This is a genomic window from Bradyrhizobium jicamae, from assembly GCF_018130215.1.
GTDB lineage: Bacteria > Pseudomonadota > Alphaproteobacteria > Rhizobiales > Xanthobacteraceae > Bradyrhizobium > Bradyrhizobium jicamae_A.
Genome location: NZ_JAFCKQ010000026.1, coordinates 62984 through 82076, shown reverse-complemented (window position 1 = coordinate 82076; position 19093 = coordinate 62984). Strand labels below are relative to the sequence as shown.

At 57.3% G+C, this 19093-nt stretch carries 14 protein-coding genes; 7 read left to right on the top strand and 7 right to left on the bottom strand.

The features are described 5' to 3' along the window. Positions 1–6: 6 nt before the first annotated feature. From tssL to JQ586_RS24985, 6 genes are all read right to left on the bottom strand, one after another. Entirely contained in the window at positions 7–1542 is a 1536-nt protein-coding gene (gene tssL, locus JQ586_RS25010; protein WP_212397273.1) for a type VI secretion system protein TssL, long form, read from the bottom strand. Further along, positions 1539–2876: a type VI secretion system baseplate subunit TssK gene (gene tssK / locus JQ586_RS25005; RefSeq protein WP_212397272.1), complete on the bottom strand. Its 1338-nt coding sequence runs from the start codon at positions 2874–2876 to the stop codon at positions 1539–1541. The genes tssL and tssK overlap by 4 nt, the downstream gene beginning before the upstream one ends. A 59-nt stretch (positions 2877–2935) precedes the next feature. Then, positions 2936–4285 (bottom strand): type VI secretion system-associated FHA domain protein TagH, encoded by a 1350-nt coding sequence (gene tagH / locus JQ586_RS25000; RefSeq protein WP_212397271.1) that lies wholly within the window; start codon positions 4283–4285, stop codon positions 2936–2938. Positions 4286–4552: 267 nt separating this feature from the next. Then, the gene (gene tagH / locus JQ586_RS24995; protein WP_212397270.1) at positions 4553–6028 is read right to left on the bottom strand and encodes a type VI secretion system-associated FHA domain protein TagH; all 1476 of its coding nucleotides are present in this window, start codon (positions 6026–6028) and stop codon (positions 4553–4555) included. Continuing rightward, complete coding sequence (locus tag JQ586_RS24990; protein ID WP_212397269.1) at positions 6029–6562, bottom strand: DUF6931 family protein; 534 nt, start codon at positions 6560–6562, stop codon at positions 6029–6031. 127 nt (positions 6563–6689) lie between these two features. Continuing rightward, positions 6690–8615, bottom strand: coding sequence for a type VI secretion system Vgr family protein (locus JQ586_RS24985; protein ID WP_212397268.1), 1926 nt, complete (start codon positions 8613–8615; stop codon positions 6690–6692). Positions 8616–9098: 483 nt separating this feature from the next. Here JQ586_RS24985 and JQ586_RS24980 point away from each other — a divergent pair, with 483 nt between their 5' ends. The 3 genes from JQ586_RS24980 (at position 9099) to JQ586_RS24970 (ending at position 12503) form a co-directional block, all read left to right on the top strand. Continuing rightward, entirely contained in the window at positions 9099–10184 is a 1086-nt protein-coding gene (locus JQ586_RS24980) for a hypothetical protein (protein ID WP_212397267.1), read from the top strand. Between the two features lie 404 nt (positions 10185–10588). Next, a complete protein-coding gene (locus JQ586_RS24975) occupies positions 10589–11902 on the top strand; it encodes a hypothetical protein (RefSeq protein WP_212397266.1) in 1314 nt (437 codons plus the stop codon). Positions 11903–12041: 139 nt separating this feature from the next. Beyond that, positions 12042–12503 (top strand): hypothetical protein, encoded by a 462-nt coding sequence (locus JQ586_RS24970; RefSeq protein ID WP_212397265.1) that lies wholly within the window; start codon positions 12042–12044, stop codon positions 12501–12503. Positions 12504–12835: 332 nt separating this feature from the next. Here the strand turns inward: JQ586_RS24970 and JQ586_RS24965 are convergent, their stop codons facing one another. Further along, complete coding sequence (locus tag JQ586_RS24965) at positions 12836–13798, bottom strand: hypothetical protein (RefSeq protein ID WP_212397264.1); 963 nt, start codon at positions 13796–13798, stop codon at positions 12836–12838. A 239-nt stretch (positions 13799–14037) separates the two neighbouring features. Between JQ586_RS24965 and JQ586_RS24960 the strand changes: the two genes are divergently transcribed. The 4 genes from JQ586_RS24960 to tssB all read left to right on the top strand — a co-directional run bounded on the left by JQ586_RS24960 (position 14038) and on the right by tssB (position 19074). Next, a complete protein-coding gene (locus JQ586_RS24960) occupies positions 14038–14922 on the top strand; it encodes a hypothetical protein (RefSeq protein WP_212397263.1) in 885 nt (294 codons plus the stop codon). A 230-nt stretch (positions 14923–15152) separates the two neighbouring features. Continuing rightward, complete coding sequence (locus JQ586_RS24955; RefSeq protein WP_212397262.1) at positions 15153–16673, top strand: methyltransferase; 1521 nt, start codon at positions 15153–15155, stop codon at positions 16671–16673. A 393-nt stretch (positions 16674–17066) separates the two neighbouring features. After that, positions 17067–18473, top strand: a complete 1407-nt coding sequence (locus JQ586_RS24950) for an ImpA family type VI secretion system protein (protein ID WP_212397261.1) — start codon at positions 17067–17069, stop codon at positions 18471–18473. Positions 18474–18558: 85 nt separating this feature from the next. Beyond that, positions 18559–19074: a type VI secretion system contractile sheath small subunit gene (gene tssB, locus JQ586_RS24945; protein ID WP_212397260.1), complete on the top strand. Its 516-nt coding sequence runs from the start codon at positions 18559–18561 to the stop codon at positions 19072–19074. Positions 19075–19093: the final 19 nt, after the last annotated feature.

Below are 19093 nucleotides of genomic sequence, written 5' to 3'. Positions count from 1 at the left end.
CGGCGTCTATTCGCTTCTTTCAATAAGGATTTCGACGCGTCGGTTTTTGGCACGCCCTTCAGGTGTTGCATTGGTGTCGATCGGCACGTCGGCGGCCTTGCCTTCGACCTCGACCCGATTTTGGTTGGTCAATCCCTGCTTGAGAACTGCGGCAACGGCTTTTGCGCGCTCCAACGACAAAACGTAGTTGGTGGGGAAGCGCGTGTTGCTGATCGGCGTATTGTCAGTGTGGCCGACCACACGGATCTTGCCGGGCTCCTTTTCCAGGGTCACGGCAAGCCGCGCCGCGACCGGACGGAAGGCATCAAGAACCGTCGCCTTACCGGCGTCGAACAAGATCAGATTGCAGACGCGGATCACGATGAAGCTAGCAGTCTGGTCGGCGGTCATCTTGCAGGGGGTATTCTCGGCAGCCAATGCATTTCGAATCCTCTGCAACTGCGTGATGCGATCCGCAGGCGGTGGAGGAGGCGGTGGTGGTGGCGGCGGGGCAATGATTTTGCGCTTGAGTTCGATCTTGTCCGACGGGTGCAGTGACTGTGACAGTTGCGCGGTCCGCTCAGCTCCCGAGGTAAGCCAGGTCCGCAATGTTATAAAACCGGCGAATAACAGCGCAGCTGCGACCGAGGCGACCAACCACGTGGGAACAGTTATCCGGGATTGCCGCCCGGCGAGGGCCTGGCCGCGCCAATGCGGCGACAGATCGCGCATCTGTTTCGGGCGGACTTGTCGCAGCAATTCGTAAAGGTTTCGCTGGATGACCTGCAAGGCGGGCACCCCGCCCGCGGAGGCCCGATGCATACCCTGGAATCCCAGGGCCAGACATGCGTGCTGCAATTCCAGCACGGAATAGTTTGCCAGCGGATCAACTTTGAGGCGGTCGAGTATCTCGAAGAAACGGACACCACCAACTCGCTCGCCAAAAAAGCGGCTCAGCATGCTGTACTGCGCCCAAACGTGACGGTCGTCAGTCGGGATATGCTGCACGATGTCGTCTGCAGTCGCGCAAAGGATGTATTTTGCGGTATTGGCCTGCTGTTCGGAAACGCCCGCCGAGCGAATGTCTTTTTCGAAAAACTTAACTGCGTCGGCGACCTGCTCCATGAGGCTCGCGAATGATGCGCGCAACAGCGCAACACGCAGCCGCCCGAGCAATTGGAGGAGGGGGCCGGCCGCTCGCATGATCGGGTTGGCGTTCGGCGCAACCATATCGTCGACGCGCAGCGGCGCCGCCGCGGGCAATTCAGGGCGCGCGGGCGGCTGGTTTTGCGTTGATATCCAGTCCTCCGATGCTGGCGTCGTCGGAGCGGCCGCAAATGGAGGCGGAGGCACCGGCTGGTACTGCGGTGAAGGCGCCTGCTGGCTCGGGAATTGGCGATCGGCAAGCGGACTGGGCGAAAAAGGCGCTCGCGGGGCCTCGAAGTCGGGCGCCGGCGAGTAGGGCGGCTGAGGTGCCGGCGGAAGCCTTCCCCCCGGATTCGGGCGGATGATCGTCCGCTCGTTTCGGCCAAAAGGATTAACCGGTTTGTCCCTGTCGCTCATCGTCGATCTTCTAAAATAGCCCAGAGATAAAGTTCCAGTTCAGGCCAATCTCCCGAGAAATGCATTCCTATCGACGCTGCCGTGCTTAAGTCAGGCCAGAGCAGAGACTTCCTGTCCAGATAAAAGTACACGTGATCTGTGATCGCGCGAATGTGCGGCGGAGGCGTCGGCAGGTGGATCAACGGGATGCCCGGCAGGTTCGCGTGCACGATCTCGTTCATCTTCGTATTGGGGCCGACCTTGAAGAGGTGAGGAAAGTCGTGCTGGATTTCGATGAGCGGACGACTGGCGGAAACCTCCAGCACGAAGGTCGCATTGCGAAACAACGAGCGATCGCGGATCGGTGACACAAACGCATTTTGTGCTCGCTCGATGATTTCGAGACGGATCGCGCGCCGACCGAACTGCGCGCTCAGAAATTCCTGGAGATCACGGATCAGCGGCGCGAAGACGTTTTCGAGATTGTCGTGGTCGTAAGGCAGGTAATCTCGGGCGCGCCGTTCGGTAGTCGCAAATGTTGCAAGCTCGCCAGCCAGTCGCAAGAATTCGTCGTAGAGGCGCTCGGGATGGACAAACCCAGATCGCTGAAAATGGATCAGCGCAGGAATCTGCCTGTTGAGTACTTGAAGGACCAGATAGTCAACGCTCTGCAAGCCGCCACCCGAGGAGGGGTCTACAGCGTAACGTGCCAGTTCTTCGAGCTTGGCTTCGATCCATCCAATGACGCGGTTGAGCCAACCATCGATGACCGGGTGCGCCGCGCAGGACAGCATCGGCGGCACAAAGCGGTCATCGAATAGGACATTCTTGTCGCGGACCTCGAGTACTCGAGCGATGCCGAGTCCCACATACCCTGCCTTGGAAGTCCTGCGCAGTTCGAACGACAGTCTTGGCAAGGCGATCTCGACCTCCTCCTCGATCCTGAGAGAGGAAGTTGAGTCGATGAAGGTCTCCGATGATCTGATGTAGCGGCTCGCGCTGTCCTCGCTTGATTCGTCGACCTCACGAGTGTTCGGCGCAGCCAAAGGCATCACGAGCCAGGCGGTCTGACCGGCGGTGCCGTCGGGAACATCGATGGCTTCGGGTATCGGGCTGTCCGCCGGAATGTCGAACGGCGTTCCATCGGGCATGATGCCGCTGGCACGTCTTACGCCAAACTTGCTTTGCTGGGCGAGGTCTTGGTCGATTTCAAGGACGTCGAAACCCCACGGATACGGTGTTATTCGACGCACGCGCTTTTCGATCAGGTGTTCAACGTACCTGTCATTCTGCTGCAGGTGGTGAGGGCGAAGAAACAGGCCTTCCGACCAAAAAACCTTACTGTACCATGACATCTAAAGTGTCCGTCTCATTTAAGTGTGTGTCGGTCATCGGCCGACGGGGCACCACATCGCTATCGGGTGTCCTCTCGATCGTAATAATCCACAAAGTGAACCAGGTAGGCTTGGAGTGCCGCTCCAGCCTCTTCGCCAAAGCTTGCCCGCCAGTGTTCGCGGTAAACGTTCCAAAGGCGGCTCTTGCGCGACCAAACCTTGTCAAGCAGGCCTCCGCGCTCTGATGCCTCCTTTGCAATCTTTGTTGGATCGAGCTCGGCGATCAGCTTTGAGGCGGCATAACGCATGGCCGCATACGTCTTGGCGTGATGCAGCTTCAGATCGTTAAAGCCCTGCTCGAATGCCGATCTCGCATCCAGGTAACTACGGGATTTGGGTCCGAACAGGACCATCATCGCCTCTTGAGCATTCGGCGAAAACTTCAGCGGGTTGTTCTCCGTTGCCTGGACCATGGTGTGGGAGGCTGTTCGTGTAAGGCGCTTCGCCTCGTTCCGAGCTTGCAGCAGGACGATCAGATTTGCTACCGAAAGCTGTACCAGCTCGCCCAGTTGTTCAGCCAGCTGTTCGGCATCTTGGCCTGCGAACGCGTCCTCGCGGATCGATGCCGCGTGGGCAACCCTGCGCATGAAATCCCTATGATCGCTTGCCTCCGACCGATGCGCCGAAGCAAGTCCTGGGCTAGAAACTGGTTGGGCTTCGTCCTGGCGCGGCCTTTGCACTGGACGTTGAGGCCCGCCCGTCGAGACGGCCTGTTGCAACGCAATAGAAGGATTTTCGTCCCTCGATTCTCGCCCAGGCGTAGCCAATTGAGCCTCACCTACTTCGCCAGCGGGTGATAGATCTCCGTCGTTCCATTCGCCTGCAGCATCCCCTCCCGCCTTTCTGGTCTGCACGCGAAATCGCGCATCGCGCTCGAGGCTTGCATCGCGGTCGACAAAGCCGCCAAGTCCTGGGTTGGGGGCAATTGCTGCAGCAACAGGTGCGTGCACCGCAGGCGGTACCGAAACTGAGTCAGAACTCCATATGTCGAGTTGCGGCTGCACGGCCCTGCCGGCGATTGCCGAGCATCTGGGACCGGCCGCCACCTCCGCCGGATCAATCGATACTCCAATAATGTAGTGGCCGATCAAGAGACGATCTCTGTCTTTTAGCTCGTAGGGACTGCGAACACGATGGTCCGAGCCGTTGACAAAGGTGCCGTTCGTCGAGACGTCGTTGAGCCAATACGCGTTGCCCCGACAATGGATCTCGCAATGCTTTGCCGAAATATATTTGGTTGGATCCGGCAGGGTCCAGTCGAGGTGGTTATCTCTGCCGATGTCTATCGACCGGGTTCCGGTCGCGACAAAGGAGATCGGCCCCCCGTCAGGCAGCTTGTCAACGTTCTCGATGGTCAGGCGAAGGGCCATAACTATCTCATCAACTCGGAAGGCCCAGCCCTCCACTTAGCAATTGAATTTAAATACCATTTTACGAGCTGCGCGTCATTATTCGCTGTTTTTGACACCTCCTCAAGACGCGGCGATGTGACCGGTCGGAATTACCGCGAACCCGCACAAGCAACGATGCCATTCAAGGGACCCGGCCTGCAGGCCGCTAGAGCTCGCAAAGGTTGTTGCACCAGGACTAACGGGGGTGTCGGACAGATCCATCAGCCGCCGCCATCCCAGCCGAGACTATCTCTCGATATCAAGGTCGTAATTGTCGACGAAGTGTCTCATGAAGGCATTCACAATCGCCTGTTCGCCGCCCTGAGTTCGGCCGTTCCAGCGAAGGACGTACAAATCCCACAGGCGAGCGTCCCGTAACTCGAATATGCTCTTCTGTTGCGAAATCTTCTCGATGGCCGGAGGCTCAAATTCCCCAACCAGCGCATCGACGGCATGTTGCATTGCGGAATAAGTCTTGAGCTGGTGCGTTTTCAGGTCCTCGAAACCTTCGGCAAAGGCGCGGCGCCAATCGAGCCAACTGGGGGTCGACGGCCCGAACAGGAGGCGCATGGCATCCTCCGGAGTTGGCGCGAATTTGAGCGGATTGTTGTTCACCGCCTCGACCGTGGTTTGGTCCGAACTGCGCGCGTTCCGCTTTGTCTGCTTGCGGCTTTGCAGCATCTCCCGGACATTCTCCGTGAGAATGCGGATTAGTTGCCCGATCTCTTCGGCGAACTGGCCCGGGTCGCGGCTCGAAAGAGCATCGGCGGGCAGTCCGGCGCCGCGCGCGAACGCGCGCACCAGTTTGTCGGTCCCCATATCTTGGTTGTTCGCTGACCGCGGCCGGCCGATCGGCGATGAACGATTCGGCTCCGCTCGCGCGTCGGCGTCTGCGGACGGTGGCGGAGACGTCTCGGTTGGGGCCTCGACTGCTCCCTCTCGGCCGGGCGCCTGGCTGCCCCAGACATCTTTCGGCGGTTCGAGCGGCCAGGGGGGCGGCGGTGGTGCGGACATTGCCGCAACGTCGGGCTGGACGGGAGGCGGCTTCCCGAAAGCGCGGGCTGAGCCTGCGTTTTCAACAGGCGAATTTTGCGAAACCTGCGGGCGCGGCGCGGGCGAGCTTGGGAGCAACGACGGCACATCGACCGCCCAGTCGAGAAAGTCAGCTTTGGCGCGTCGCACGTCCCGCTGAAGCTTGAGTTGCTTGGGATTGATTGGCGGTGCGACTTCCCCGATGGCATTCCATATTTCATCGTAGCTCGGCTTCACCGCCGAAGCGGTGTTCGAGCCCACCACCGCCCTTTCGTCGTCGAGAATGGCAAGCACGATGTAGTCGCCGATGACGAAGCGGTCACCGTTGCGGATACGGTGCGGGCCGTTCAGACGATTGTCGGTGCCGTAGATGAAGGTGCCATTCGTCGACGTGTCGTGGAGCCAATAAGCGTTGTCGCGCCAGCGGACTTCGCAATGCTTGCCCGAAATGGCGCGGCTCGGGTCAGGCAGCGTCCAATCGAGATGCTGATCTCGTCCAATGTCGATGCCGCGCTTGCCCTGAATGGTCATGGTCAGCGGGCCGCCATCGGCGAGGCTGGTGTGGTTTTCGATTTTCAGTGTCAGCGCCATGATCGTCTTTTCTCTGAGATTAGACGTTTCGACGATGACCCGCCCAGCGCCTCTCATCGTTGTCGTTCGCAGCGTAGGCCCAATGACATTGGTCTTCAACTATCCCAGCCCGGACTCAACCAGCTTGATGGCCGCTGCGACACACGACCGCAAGCCAGACGTTCGTTCAGCCACCCCGAGCCGTCCCGCGCTGAGCAAGATCGCAACACGGGCAGCTCGCGCAGTCATGAAGGGCGGATTAGGCACTTGCTGGCCGCCAACCATCCGAACGCCGCCTGACCATCCGGCGGCGAGCGCCAGCCAGGTTTGCGGTTCGTTCTGATCGCCCATGGTTCCAGTGTCCAATGCGCGCTGCCTGTGATGGTCGTCGGGCTGATAGACCCAGGCTTCAGCGGCCATCGAGGTCTCGGCTCGGGTGTCCGCCCCGAGCGTCCGAACGCTGGTGCAGGCCCACCAGACCGCTTCTCGCCGCGGCAGCAAGTAGGCGCAGAATGTCGCCGCTTCCGGTAACTTGCCGGTCAAAACCAACGCTTTCACGAACTCGATCGGGGGTTGATCGGTCGGCTCGACACCAATCGCTTGCAAAACTTCCGGAAACGTCTCGTAGAGTGCTTTCGCGGTGACAAAACGCACAAGTGACATCAGCTGACCTCGGCTGCTCGAGCACTGTTGCCGCTGCAAACAGATTAATCCGATGGCCAAGCTTTGCATCTCGAGCGGACTCTCACAAGCCTCCCAACGAGTCGCACACGCGACTATTCTAGATCGGAATGCCGCTGATGAGTGCAGCACCGGCAATCAAAGACGGTGTATTCAGGACGGCTCCGACATTGACGGTGGGCGCCGTAATATTGACGGCGGCCATCGCGGTTAGATTGATTGTGGGAGACGTGATCGAAATCGACGCCGGCGTAATCTGGATGCTGCTCAGGCCCATGCACACGTTTAGATTGATTCCCATCATCGCATCGACCGTCTGCTGTCCGACGTCGAGCGTGATAGTCTGATTGCCGATTTGCAGTTCGACGGTGTCGTTGCCCTTCTGAATCGTCCAGGATCGATTGCCTCCGACTGTCCAGGTCTGGTCGCCGCCCATGGGGCAATCAGGACCCAAGCCGACAGTGCCGGTCTGATTGGCATTGATCGTCACCAGATGATCCTTTTCAGCGTGCATACGGATGAATTCGCTGCCCTTCTGGTCCTCGAACATAAACTCGTTGTAGCCGCTATGACCCTTAGAGGAGTCGGACTTCACGCCGGATTGGGTCTTGTTGTCGGGAAGTTTGTACGGAAACTTGTTGTCTCCATTGAACACGCAGCCCGTGACCAGCGGCCGATCGGGATCGCCCTCCAGAAATTCGACGACCACCTCCATGTCGACGCGCGGAATAAATTGTCCGCCCCACTCCTTGCTTGCCCACACCTGCGCCACGCGGATCGGGCACGTTTTCTGCGGCTCGCGGTCCCAATGAAATTTGACCCAGATGCGGCCATGCTCGTCTGTGCTGATCTCCTCTCCATCGTCGCCTTTTTTGGTGACGACCTTGGCTGTCTGGATGCCATAAATGCGCGGCTTAGGGGTCAGCGGCAAGCTGCGGAAGGGTCGCTCGGACGGCAGGAACTCGAAACTTCCACAATAGATTTGGTCTTGGTTATCGGCCGCCTCGGCGCCGCCGCCGAAATACTGCTGCGCGCCGAACATGTGGCTGGCGCGAACGATGAGGTATTCCTTGTTCTCGGCTTGACTTGGATGCTTTTCGACCTCAACCAGCCCGCCAGGATAGAGGCAGGGCGCATCGCCCTCGGGATGTCGGCGATAGTCGAACGCCTGCTCGGCCTCGAGGCGATATTGAGCAAACTTTTCACCTTTGCCCTTCTCATCGTATTTGCCGGGATAGTCATAGACTTCGAGTTTGGAATGCGTGTATTTCTCCGACGCATTCTTGGGCGCCTGCAGGTCTTTCTTCGGCTGCAGATAGTCGTAGTCATTGAACTGGATTTTGCCGGTTCGGAAGCGGCGTTCCCACGTCCAGCCGTTGAGATGTTGCTCCACGTGAAGGTCCTTCTCGACCAGCGGGTAGAAGGGGACCTTGGGGAGTTCGGGAATCCGCTTATGTGACGAGCGCGAATCAGCGAGCACCAATAAATGTTTGCCGTCGGAGGGCTCGAAGAAAAAATAGATTCCGAATTGCTCCATGAGCCGCGAGACAAACGTCAGGTCAGTTTCGCGATATTGCACGCAATATTCGATCTTGTCGTAGTCTCCGGTGGTTCGGAATTCGTAGTCGCTGAACCCTGCTTTCGTGAACACGTCCTGGATGATTTCCTTGACATTCTTGTCCAGGAATATCCGGCAGTCGGCCTTGTGACCGAGCAGCCAAAGCCACGGCCGAAGCACCAGGCGGTAGTGAAAGTGGTCTTGCTTCTTGCCAATCCAACGGGCTTCAGTGAGGATACCATCGTAGATGCGCTGTTTCCCCTTGAACGCCATGAGCTTCAGCGTACACGATTGCCCGATCGCCTTATCGAAATCGATGTTCTCCTGCTTGCTAAGAGCTTCGATGTGATATTCGAACAGTTCGCTAAGGCCCTCTGTCCCATCAAACCTCACTAAGGCCAGAACGTTGTCGCCAAGTGGCGTTTTGAGTTCTGCAACACGTTGGCTTTGGTTGAGGTCTGCAGCCATTGGGGTCCTCGTTTTGATGTCAAGCAGGTCAACGATTTCGAAAGCCGCTCCATTAGTCGAGCCGGCGCCTGGTTCGGTTCAGAGCTAACTCCTTAAGCGCAAACGGTTACCGGATTTTCTGGCCGGCGATCCCGAAATCGGACCTGGACTTGGATGGGCAGTTAACGTTTGAACCGGGCTCTAATATTGCACGACAAATCAGAGCCCTGCAGAGCTAAAAAAGCTTGCGGCTTTTGCCCAGTATAGGGGATCCGCACAGGACAGCCGCCAAGAATGAAGCCCTCTTAAATGGGGTCGACCCATAACGGGAGTGTCTTGTGCCTGAGTTTGTGGGACCTTCGACCAAGGATTGGTTCAACACAAAAGTCTTGAAACTTGGTCCGATTCTATCCACCGTGGTTGAAATCGAGAATATTTGTACTTGTAATATGCTGGTTTCCATGAGGCGACGTGGCTCGTTCCCGAGTTGCCGGAGCAACCATCGTGAAGCCCTATCGTGAAGACGTTCCCAGTCTTTCGGCGCAATATCCCTTTGGCGTTGTTTTAACTCTGCCGGAAAAGGCCATCATTCTCATCCCGGCGCGGTCGAGCCAATCGAGCTATCAAGACGCGCGAATTCTCGACGAAAGTAGTATCCGCCGAATACTCTGGACCTTTCGCGCCGACTTTACGGTGGTTAATGGGATAAGACGCCTTTTGGTGGACGAAACCTCTTTTGCAAGTCATCCAAATCTTCTCACCGGGCATCAGGTTGTCGAGGCGGCCATTGCGGCCACGGTCGCTGGACACATCTTTGCGGTGGTTGCTGAGCCGCGACCCGAACAACGGGCCCATGACGCAATCAACTACTTGAGGCTTGCGGCGCGTTTCTTCTCGGCAGACCCTGCCGTACAAGAAGCTGGTTTTTTTGCCTTTTTGTACCGGGAATTGCCGCGGCTTTGCTGCGATGCATACGCCCAGATGTCGAGCGCTACAGATCAGATCGTCCAGCTCAACGATCAGGGTTACGAGTTTCTGTTCGACGTTGGCGCCGAACGGGTGGTCGCAGCCTTCGGAATCACACGCTACAATCCGGGCAGCCGAGACTCGGCCCGGATGGCTGGTTTCCTTGGACAGGCCGGCAGCACCGACCTGCAACGGATCATTCTCCAGGCGGGCTCGGCGCAAGGCGCGCGCAATCGCCTGGAGAAAGCCCAGCTGACATGGCGCGACCGGTTCTTTCAGGCCTATGGGCACCACTACGATCGCGGGCATTTCATCAGTCATCGCCAGGGCGGCGGCCTGGACATCAATCTGTTTCCCCAGCTAGCCGACATCAATCAGGGCCGCACCCGGCTCGGTGCCGAATACCGCGCCATGGAAAAGGCCTGCGTCGCCAAACACGGCGTCGATCCGGTTTTCTGTTGCTCGCGTCCAATCTACAACGACGACAGCTGGGTCCCCGTCGCACTAGAATACGCCGTCATCTACAGCGCGCAACGCATCGAGTTTCGGACCTTTCCGAACAGGCCAAGCGGAGGCCGAAGAAATGGTGGTGGAGCGGACGACAAGGCTGGTGATGCCGCGTAAAACTCTAGCTCCGGGTGGTCCAAAGTTCGGTCTCGCTACAAAACACTCCGAGACTCTAACCGCCGCTGGATAAAAATTCAGGGGCAGGTCAGCTCGTACGGCAACGCCCGTAATAGGTCGTTACGGGCCCATCCAGAGAAATCATCGGCCGGGCGTTCCAAGGATCCAAGCGGCGGAGTAGCGCACTTTCTTTGAGGCGGCGTGGCGCGGTCATCGCGCGGCCGTGCGATTCTCGTATGAATGAAACCGTGAATAAGCCGATAGACCAGTCATCACGTGGCGGCGGGCGAAAATTTTGGATGGCTTCAAAAGCAAAAATCGACCGAACCTTTCTCTGGGGCGGGAGACTAATCGTCGCGCGTTGGTTGGTTGTGCCGGGATCAAAATAAACTCAGGAGGGGCGCATGGCCCACTTCTTCGATCCTTCCGATCCTTTTGGGGTTCATTATGGCACCGAGCCCGGATCGAGAATAGGTCATCTGCCTCTCGGCGGGACACTCCTGATCGGGCTTTGGGCTGGCGATCCGAGTCTGATGGCAAGACTGAATCCCGTTGCGGATGATCCGACTCGAGTCTCCATCCGCTCTGGCGCCGCCGGATTCGCCGATAAGGCCGATGTACGCTTTTACACCTTGATCGGTCTAACGGACGACGATCGCAAGATAATCACTATTGCGGCAAGGCTTGATGGAGATCACGGCCCCATATGGGCGCAGATGCAAGTCTACATTATGTCGATTGCAGGAGATCCCCTGCCGGACATTGGGTTGGATGCTGATTGTCGTAAAGATGGCTACTATCTCGATAACATCACAGGGGCTCATTACTCTCGTTTAGACAACGGGCTCTTCTGGGTCGATCATTGGCGTGGTCCGGAGGTGGTGCTCGACTTCCGGGCGATCAAACGCACGAGCGATATGGCCTCGATTTACGTCTATTATAGAGATTTGCGGGACCGTATCATTCACCCGCGGGTAATGGACAAGTATACGTGCCCTAACATCTTCTACTGCGTGAAAGATATTGATGATGCACTGCCAATGGCTGAAGCTAATCAGGAACTCATAATGCTGGCTGGAGAAACGATCGCGTTGACTGGCCTAGGGTTTCGCCCCCGAATGTCCCCGCCGAAGCGCCCATCTGCCGCGCGTCCAATGAGTAATGCAGCAATTAAAAGAATTACTCCAAAAGTCGGCGGAGCTATTCCGTTAGAAGAAGCCGCGGAGGTTGCAGTCGTCTCGCAGCCGCCCGCTCGCAATGGCTTACGGGTCCTTGTGGTTGGCCCGGAATCCGAGGCTGAGTTTCAGTACGCGTTGAAAGTCAATGATTCAGGAGGCAAGGCCGTTACAGTGAACCCGTTTCGATCTGGTGCTGCCGATGAGTTTATCAAGGCGGGCGGAGAATTTGTTGAAGGAAAAATCGAATCGCTTCCGCAGGACGCGAAATTCGATATCATTCGAGAGGATTTTCCATATCCAACGGAATGGCTCGATGTGCCTGCTGCTGCCGCTAGAATTTCGCGCACGAAACCGGGTGGCACCTGGGTGGTGGTTACCGAGAGAGAAGGGTTCGCGACTGCCCTCGAAGCTTCTGCCAAATTGCAGGGAGCTAAAGTGAACCGTTACGAAATAACTGCTCTCGATCATTGGGCAACCCCCCAATCACCGCACGCCACCAGGGATGCCTCCTCGCGATACATACTTCTCGTATCGCCGTGAATCTGTTGACTGGGTGCGGCCGTCAGTCCGGTTTTGCAGCGCGATCTTTGGGCACGAACCCATGGCAAATGTCAGCTTGGATCATCGGTGGTGGCGCATGGTTTAGGCCAGCAACGCACTCAGCTCGGAAGGTCAACTCATGGTCAGCGGGATTTTGGTGCAGAAGCCCGGGTTCCGGAAGTTCTTCTGGAATATCGACGCCGAGGTTGGACTGAATTCGCCGAATAGGACGGACGACGTGCAGTTGGTGCAGCTAGGTTATGCCTTCATGGCGATGGCTCCCACCACTCCGAATGAGATTAGAGCTACCTTCGCGGCCGTCCAGGTTGGTGCTTTCTGCACAGGCCGCGACGATGACCCGCTGGTGCAAGCTATTTTCGCTCACGAAAGCTCTCGCGGCGGAACAGTGGATGGTCATGTTAGCGTGATCGGAACTAGCAACGGCATATATATGGATAGCAGTGGCCCCCACACCTATATGCTTACGGCTTTGGTCAACAACATTCAGGACGGCATGCCCAATGATTTTCCTCGACTTGACAAGCATCCGGCTTGCCCGCCGGATCTTAAAGCCGCAGTTTTAAAAGTTCTAATCGCTTAATTTAAATCCGCGCCTGTAGTCTTAGGCCATCGCTATCGCCGCGTCGTGGAGGTGATTATTATTCGTGGCTGAGTTCGTGGCTTGATGGCGTCACCGTTGTGCTCGGAGTAGAGCAATAAAGTGACTCAATCTCGATCGCACCAAGACCAGCGAGTGCGTAACCCTCAACGCGGCGATCGATCTGATGTTGAAAAACCTCCCTGTTAGAACCTCAAGCGGGCCCATTGCGATGAGGCATACCATCGGAGGCGCGTTTTGGGGATTGACGACCGGCAAACCAGACGACGGCTTTCAGGTCAATGCCAGACCAAGCGCTTCTCCAGATCGCGAAATCAAATCGGTACACAGAACTGGCTGGCGCGAAGTCGGTTGACCTGCTCCGGCGTGAAGGCTGGTATGGGCGCCGTGATGCCGGTTGTCGGCGCAAACATGATGTTGATCGGGTCTGTGCTATGCACGGGGGTAAAGTTTGGACCGAGCAGAACGTGACCGAGCTCGTGCCCCAAAGTCCAGGGCGACCCTGAGGCTGACACGACGACAGCCGCCAAATTCGGCCGATGACCCGCGCAGCCGTTCAACTGGCCACCGTTCTTTTCCTTGATCTGATTGGCATAATAAACGACGACGTCGTTTGGGCCGACGCCCTGTCGGCCGCCAAGCTTGTCAAGCAGTTGCTGTTGATCTGACGCGTCGTTCCAGCGGCATGTGCCGTCGGAGGCATCGAGCATCAGAAGATCGTCTCCGGTAGCCCCCATGCTGACACCCGAGGCAAACTCCAGCAAGACAAGGCACGAATCGTAAACCAGTTGCGCATTCGCGAGCGCGGTAAATTCCGGGACGACGGGCAGCGCCGTCGATCTGAAATGCAAACGAACCTTGCGATCATATGCCGGCTTGGGCGGAGCAGGCTTTGGCGCGGGTACGAAACCATACACGAAAACCTCAACAGCCCGCCAGTAGCCGGAATTGTCGTTGGCTCCGCCCGTGCTTTCGGTCTCTCCCTTCCCCCATTCGATGGGAAACGACACGTTGGGGTTGTAGGTCTCGACGCGCCGCCGAATTGCCTCGCAGCGATCGAAGGACAGCTTTTGATTGAATGCCGCGCCTCCAAGATGGCTGGCGTATCCGATGATATCAACCCATGGGGTAGGCAAATCGCGCACAATGGGAGCAAGCGTTGAATCGAGCCAGTCGATATGTGCCGGGAGAAGTTCGGCATTTCCAGTATGGAAATTGCACAAGCGCGCTGCAACGCGAGCCAACGTGCCGTTGATCGGTTGGACGTCGAAAGCCATGCCCTACCTCCGATAACCTTCCCGGAGCAAATTGGAGATTGCTGGAGTTCGTCTTTCAGCGGGTTGTGTTCTGCTGCTGATGTTAGTGGCAGTTCGGCCCGATCCGGTTCACGGCTGATGCTACTCAACTGTGGGCGTCGTTGTGGCTTGGCTCAAGACCGAAATCAGGTTTCAATGGAATCCGGTTCCGAACTGATTTGTCGACGTTGTCACGGCCGGCTCTCCTGAAGGAAAGCGCAATGACGCCTTGGGAATATGCATCACGTTATCTGCCGGTCCAGGTCCCGAGATCACAAGGGTTGGCCGAAATCTATCCGATTGATATTTCACACTATCATCTCGGCGCTCCGACAGCAGCCAAAGATCAGATTCTTGGTGCCATGAGCGATCATTTTGCTTCCAACCAGCGCAAGAACGCGAGTTACCGCCTGACACTGCGTGTCAATGGCTTGCCGGTCGAGTTTGCGAGCCGCGACGAGCTGATCCCCTCACTCAACGCATTCTGGGGCAAGGGCACGCCGGAGGATTGTCAGATCGTATTGCATCTTGCATTGACGCTTGGCGGTATCAAACCCAATCAACTCCAGAGTTGGGCCGATACCAATCTGGGCCTCGATTGCAACGGTTTTGTCGGCAATTACCTGTTTCACGAGGTGCAGCAGAACGGCTGGCAGCAGGCGCCAGGCAAGACTGAAATCGGGCCGTCGACCACAATTGACGAGTATTTCAAGCGCTGGGTCCAAGATCCCATCTTGGACCTCAGCCATGTCATGCCGGGGCGCATGCACCTGATTGTCCGGGTTGACGACAACGGCCTTGTTATCCCGCGCTGCTCGGGTGGCAAGGTCGGCCATATCGCCATCACCCAGCCGGGCGAGTCGATGAACCAGTCCTTCGTCACTGATACGATGGGTTTCTACGACAAGGAAACCGCTGACCTTGGCATGTACAACAAATTCGCGTTGCGCACCGTGGAATCGGGGGGGCCGGTCAAAGGTGTACAGAAGAACTGGATGGTGTTCGTACAGCCCTACAAGGTGAAGGGTGTGTTCGAAGTGCGCAGGGACCATATCCATATGCTGGATAAGGTCAGGATCGCGCCTCTACGCGCGGGCCCTGGTTGAACGCCGGCAATGTTTGGCAGCTGCTTCGTGCAGACATGTGAATGTGTCGCAGGCCTCGGCAGCTTGCTTTCCACGTTGCCCGCGATGGGCAATACGTAGACCGAACGGTTGGGTTAGGTATTCATGACCGGAGCGCACGATTTGCATATTCTGTCTCCCGAACAGTTCCGTCCCGATGAGATTGATCGGGTGATCGACATCGGCGCGAAGCAAGCGATGCGGCGTCTCCCGTGAGTGCATTGCCACCATCAAACCATTCGCCCGACGATCTTCCGATCAGAATCGGAACAGCGCAGGAATTCGCGCAAGTCAGGGCATTCTTTTGCGACGCACAGTTCGACGAGCGTACGGTCTGTGCTGCGTTCAACGTTGGGAGCGTCGCCGATATTCGTAGTCAGAGGTACAACGAAATCGACTACAGGCCTGCATCGTCCGCAAATCACGCCGCGATCGAACTGTTCCTTCGCGGCCGGACCATCTCTAGGACTGACTTCCAGAAGATTTCCCGCGACAGTGTGTTTGCAGCGTTTTGTGCGCTCGGCCTCGTTCGTGGGGCGCGACGCAGCGAAATGGAAATTGTCTGCCCGGTTTGGCTTTATCCGGTCGATGGCTTCGTCATCGCGTCCGATCGCCGCGACGATGCGGACGGCGGTGAATACTGTCCACCGGCTGACAGCGTTTTTCCAGCGCTGGACACCGGAACATTGAAGCTGCTGTCGCTGCTCCCGAACCCCGATGGTGATGCGCTCGATCTTTGCGGCGGTTGTGGGATCGGCGCACTGCATCTCTCCCGGACGGCGCGAACTGCCGTCTCGGCCGACATCGCCGAGAGGTCCGCACATTTCGCCGAGTTCAATGCGCATCTCAACGGGATGGACATCGAGAGCGCCGCGGGCGACCTATACGCGCCAGTTTTGGGCCGGCAATTTGATCTCATCGCAGCGCATCCCCCGTGGGTGCCGTCGATCGATGATGCCATCGTGTTCCGCGACGGTGGTGACGGTGGCGAGACCATCATCAGGCGCATCATCGAAGGAATCCCGCTACATCTGCGTCGCGGCGGTACCGCTGTAATGGTTTCGCTCGGGCGCGATACCAGCGAAGCCGGCTTTGAAAGTCGTGTTCGTCGTTGGCTTGGCGAGCGCGGATCGGACTGCGATGTCATTCTCGGGGTCGAAAGATTAATGTCGATTGAGGACGTCGTCGGCTCAATTCGGAGGCTTCACCTGAAAGATGATCAGGGGCGGGCGGACCGATTGTTGACCGACCTGCGCAGGCTGGGAACCGAGAAGTTTGTCTACGGGGCCTTGTTCATCCGTCGGACGGATGCACCAATCGTAGAACCACCCCTCCGGCTGCGAATGCTGTCGCGTGCCCGGGCCTCAGATTTCGATCGTCTGTTCGCATGGCGTGGGCGCCGCCGGTTCTCTACCTTCGCCGACTGGATGAAGTCAGCCAAACCGCGTCTGGTGCCTCATCTCGAAATCAATGACGGCCAGTTGGTCGAATATGGCGCGTTGCTACCAGGCCAGATTGTTTTGAGAGCGGAGCAGGCGTTCTCGGCGGCGCTAAAATTGGAGAGTTGGTTGATCCCGATGATCGGATCTCTCGATGGCGATCGGACGGTCGAGATGGTCTTCGCCGGCCGATCCAATCAGTCGCCGGCCAATTTCACGTTGACGGCGTTTATTGATCTGGCCGCTCTCATGGTTGAACTCGGATTTCTGGAACTGGACTTCCCTGCGTTTTGACCGACTCATCGCGGGATCGCATTGCATCGATCAAGGCCGGTCGCATGTTCTGGCCGACCCCGAGGGCTGACTTTCACTGCTCACGACCTTCCAGTCTTATTGGGCAATCGTTTCATGATCCTCCCTGCAACCAGTGGTTACATCGCAAAATTCCGAGGCATTGAGCATTGAGCCCGACCCGCCCCCGGAAGCCCCGTTTGCCCCGCGCAATGGCATTAACCCACGATCGCACGGCAGCGCGGGATATTTGCGCATATCTCCGGGCTAAGCTCTTTTCGATGGACCATTAATTTGGCAATACGATCAGGGTTTTTGAACCTCTCAGCTGCCACGTCCGACCCAGTAATTGGGTCTTATTTGGCAGCTACGGGGTCCGATTGACGGGCGCGCACCATGGTGGTGTCATCACCTGATCTTTCAGCATCTGCGCAAACCGCAGAACCAACTCTCATTTCAGATTCTGGAGGCGCCTCCAGTTCCGAGGTGGATCCTGCGATTGCGCCTTATTGCTCGCCGTTGTCAGATGCAGATCCATGCGGTCCCGACCTGGATTTTGAGGCTGACGCAAGCTATCTCAACTTCTTCGCCGAAGCTGAACTCGTTTTGCCGAGTTCTTTCTTTTCGGCCGAGGACGGCAGACCATTTGACCGAACAGCCTTCGACGCGCAAGGCCAGCTCGACAAGCTAAAGCGGCTGACGATGCGCAGCCGCGATCTGCGACTTTTGGTTTGCCAGGCTCGATTTCAGATTTTGAACCGAGATCTGGCCGGGTTCGCGACGAGCGTCAGGGCAATTGCTTACCTACTTGATCACTATTGGGACACGGTGCATCCCCGTGCTGGGGATGGGGACTTCGCATTGCGATCGGCTGTTGTTGGCGCCCTCGATATGTCAACGGTAACTATTGCAGTGCAATATGTGCCGTTGTTTGAAGCGCGGCGGATGGGGGCAATCACCTATCGCGGATTGATGATCGCAAAGGAGGAGGTTCAGCCACGGCCGGGCGAATCGAAGCTCGAGGTCGGTCCTATGATGGAGGCGCTGAGCCAGGCCGAGCCTGCGGCATTAGCGCGCACGCGCGGCGAGCTGTCGATACTGCGGTCCGCCCTGAGCGCCATCGGTGCGGCCTTTTTAGCCAACGGGCAGTCCCCCGCACTGAAGAGTCTTCCCGAGCTTTTGGATAGGATCATCGCATTCGTTGATCCGGGTTCGTTAGACAAAGGGGATCAGGCCATCGATGTCGAACCATCCGATGCCGCCGAGATCGCGGCCCCGCCAGCTGGCGCTGCCCCTAATTCGCTCCTTGAGGCGAAGGCAGCCTTGGCTGCAATCGCAGACTATTACAGCCGCAGAGAGCCCTCCAGTCCAGCACTTCCGCTGGTCCGCCAGGCCCATCAATTGATCGGAAAATCTTTCTTTGATATCATCAACATCTTGGTCCCTGCCCACATGGACCAGGCTGCGTTTCGAATTGGGCATAACGAGGTTTTTGATTTACCTATTGGAAAGCTGTCAGACTTGTCCGAAGTGGCGCAGATTGGTTCCGCGGATGATGCAGATGGACCAATTGAGGGGACTCAATTGCCGAATTCTGAAACGGCAAATTACACCATTGAAACGCGTTCGCAGGCGATCGCGCTTCTCGATTTGGTTCAGCGTTTCTTTCGAAAATCAGAGCCATCAAGTCCGGTACCCATGCTTTGCGAGCGTGCGCGGGCGCTTGCTGAGCGAGATTTTATGAGCGTGCTGAAAGATGTGTTGCCAAGATCCGCGCTTCGGAATCCGAATGAGGAAACGTGAGATCGAGTGACGTGTGGTCGGGATCACACGACAAATCTGACGAAAACTGCTACTCGTTAAGTTTTAATGTATTGAGGATATCCAAATGGCAAAAGATAGCGGTCAGAAATTCATCCGACGAAATCGCCCGCCGCGCGTGCACATTACGTACGAAAATCCGGCAAATGCCGAGGAAAAAGTTGAGATTCCATTCGTCATGGGGGTGCTTGCCGATCTCTCAGGTAATACTCCGGGTGTCGAAAAGGAGGAAATCGCCCAACGTAAGTTCCTCGACTTCGACATGGACAATCTTGATGCCCGAATGGCCGCAATCCAGCCTGGCGTCAGCTTCCGCGTCGACAATAAGCTCTCCGACGGAGACGGAGAGAAGATGGGCGTGCAACTGCAATTCAACAAAATGGCGGACTTCGAGCCGGCAGCGGTGGCGCGTCAGGTGCCAGCGCTCGCGAAGCTTCTTGAGGCGCGGCAACAACTTGCGAATCTCATGCGGTACATGGACGGCAAAGTCGCCGCGGAAGATTCGCTTCGCAAATTGTTGGCTGATCCGCAACTCATGGCGGCTCTAAAGGATCGCCCCACGGAAGCGGGCGGCGAGAACTGAAGGGAAGATTCTGAAACAT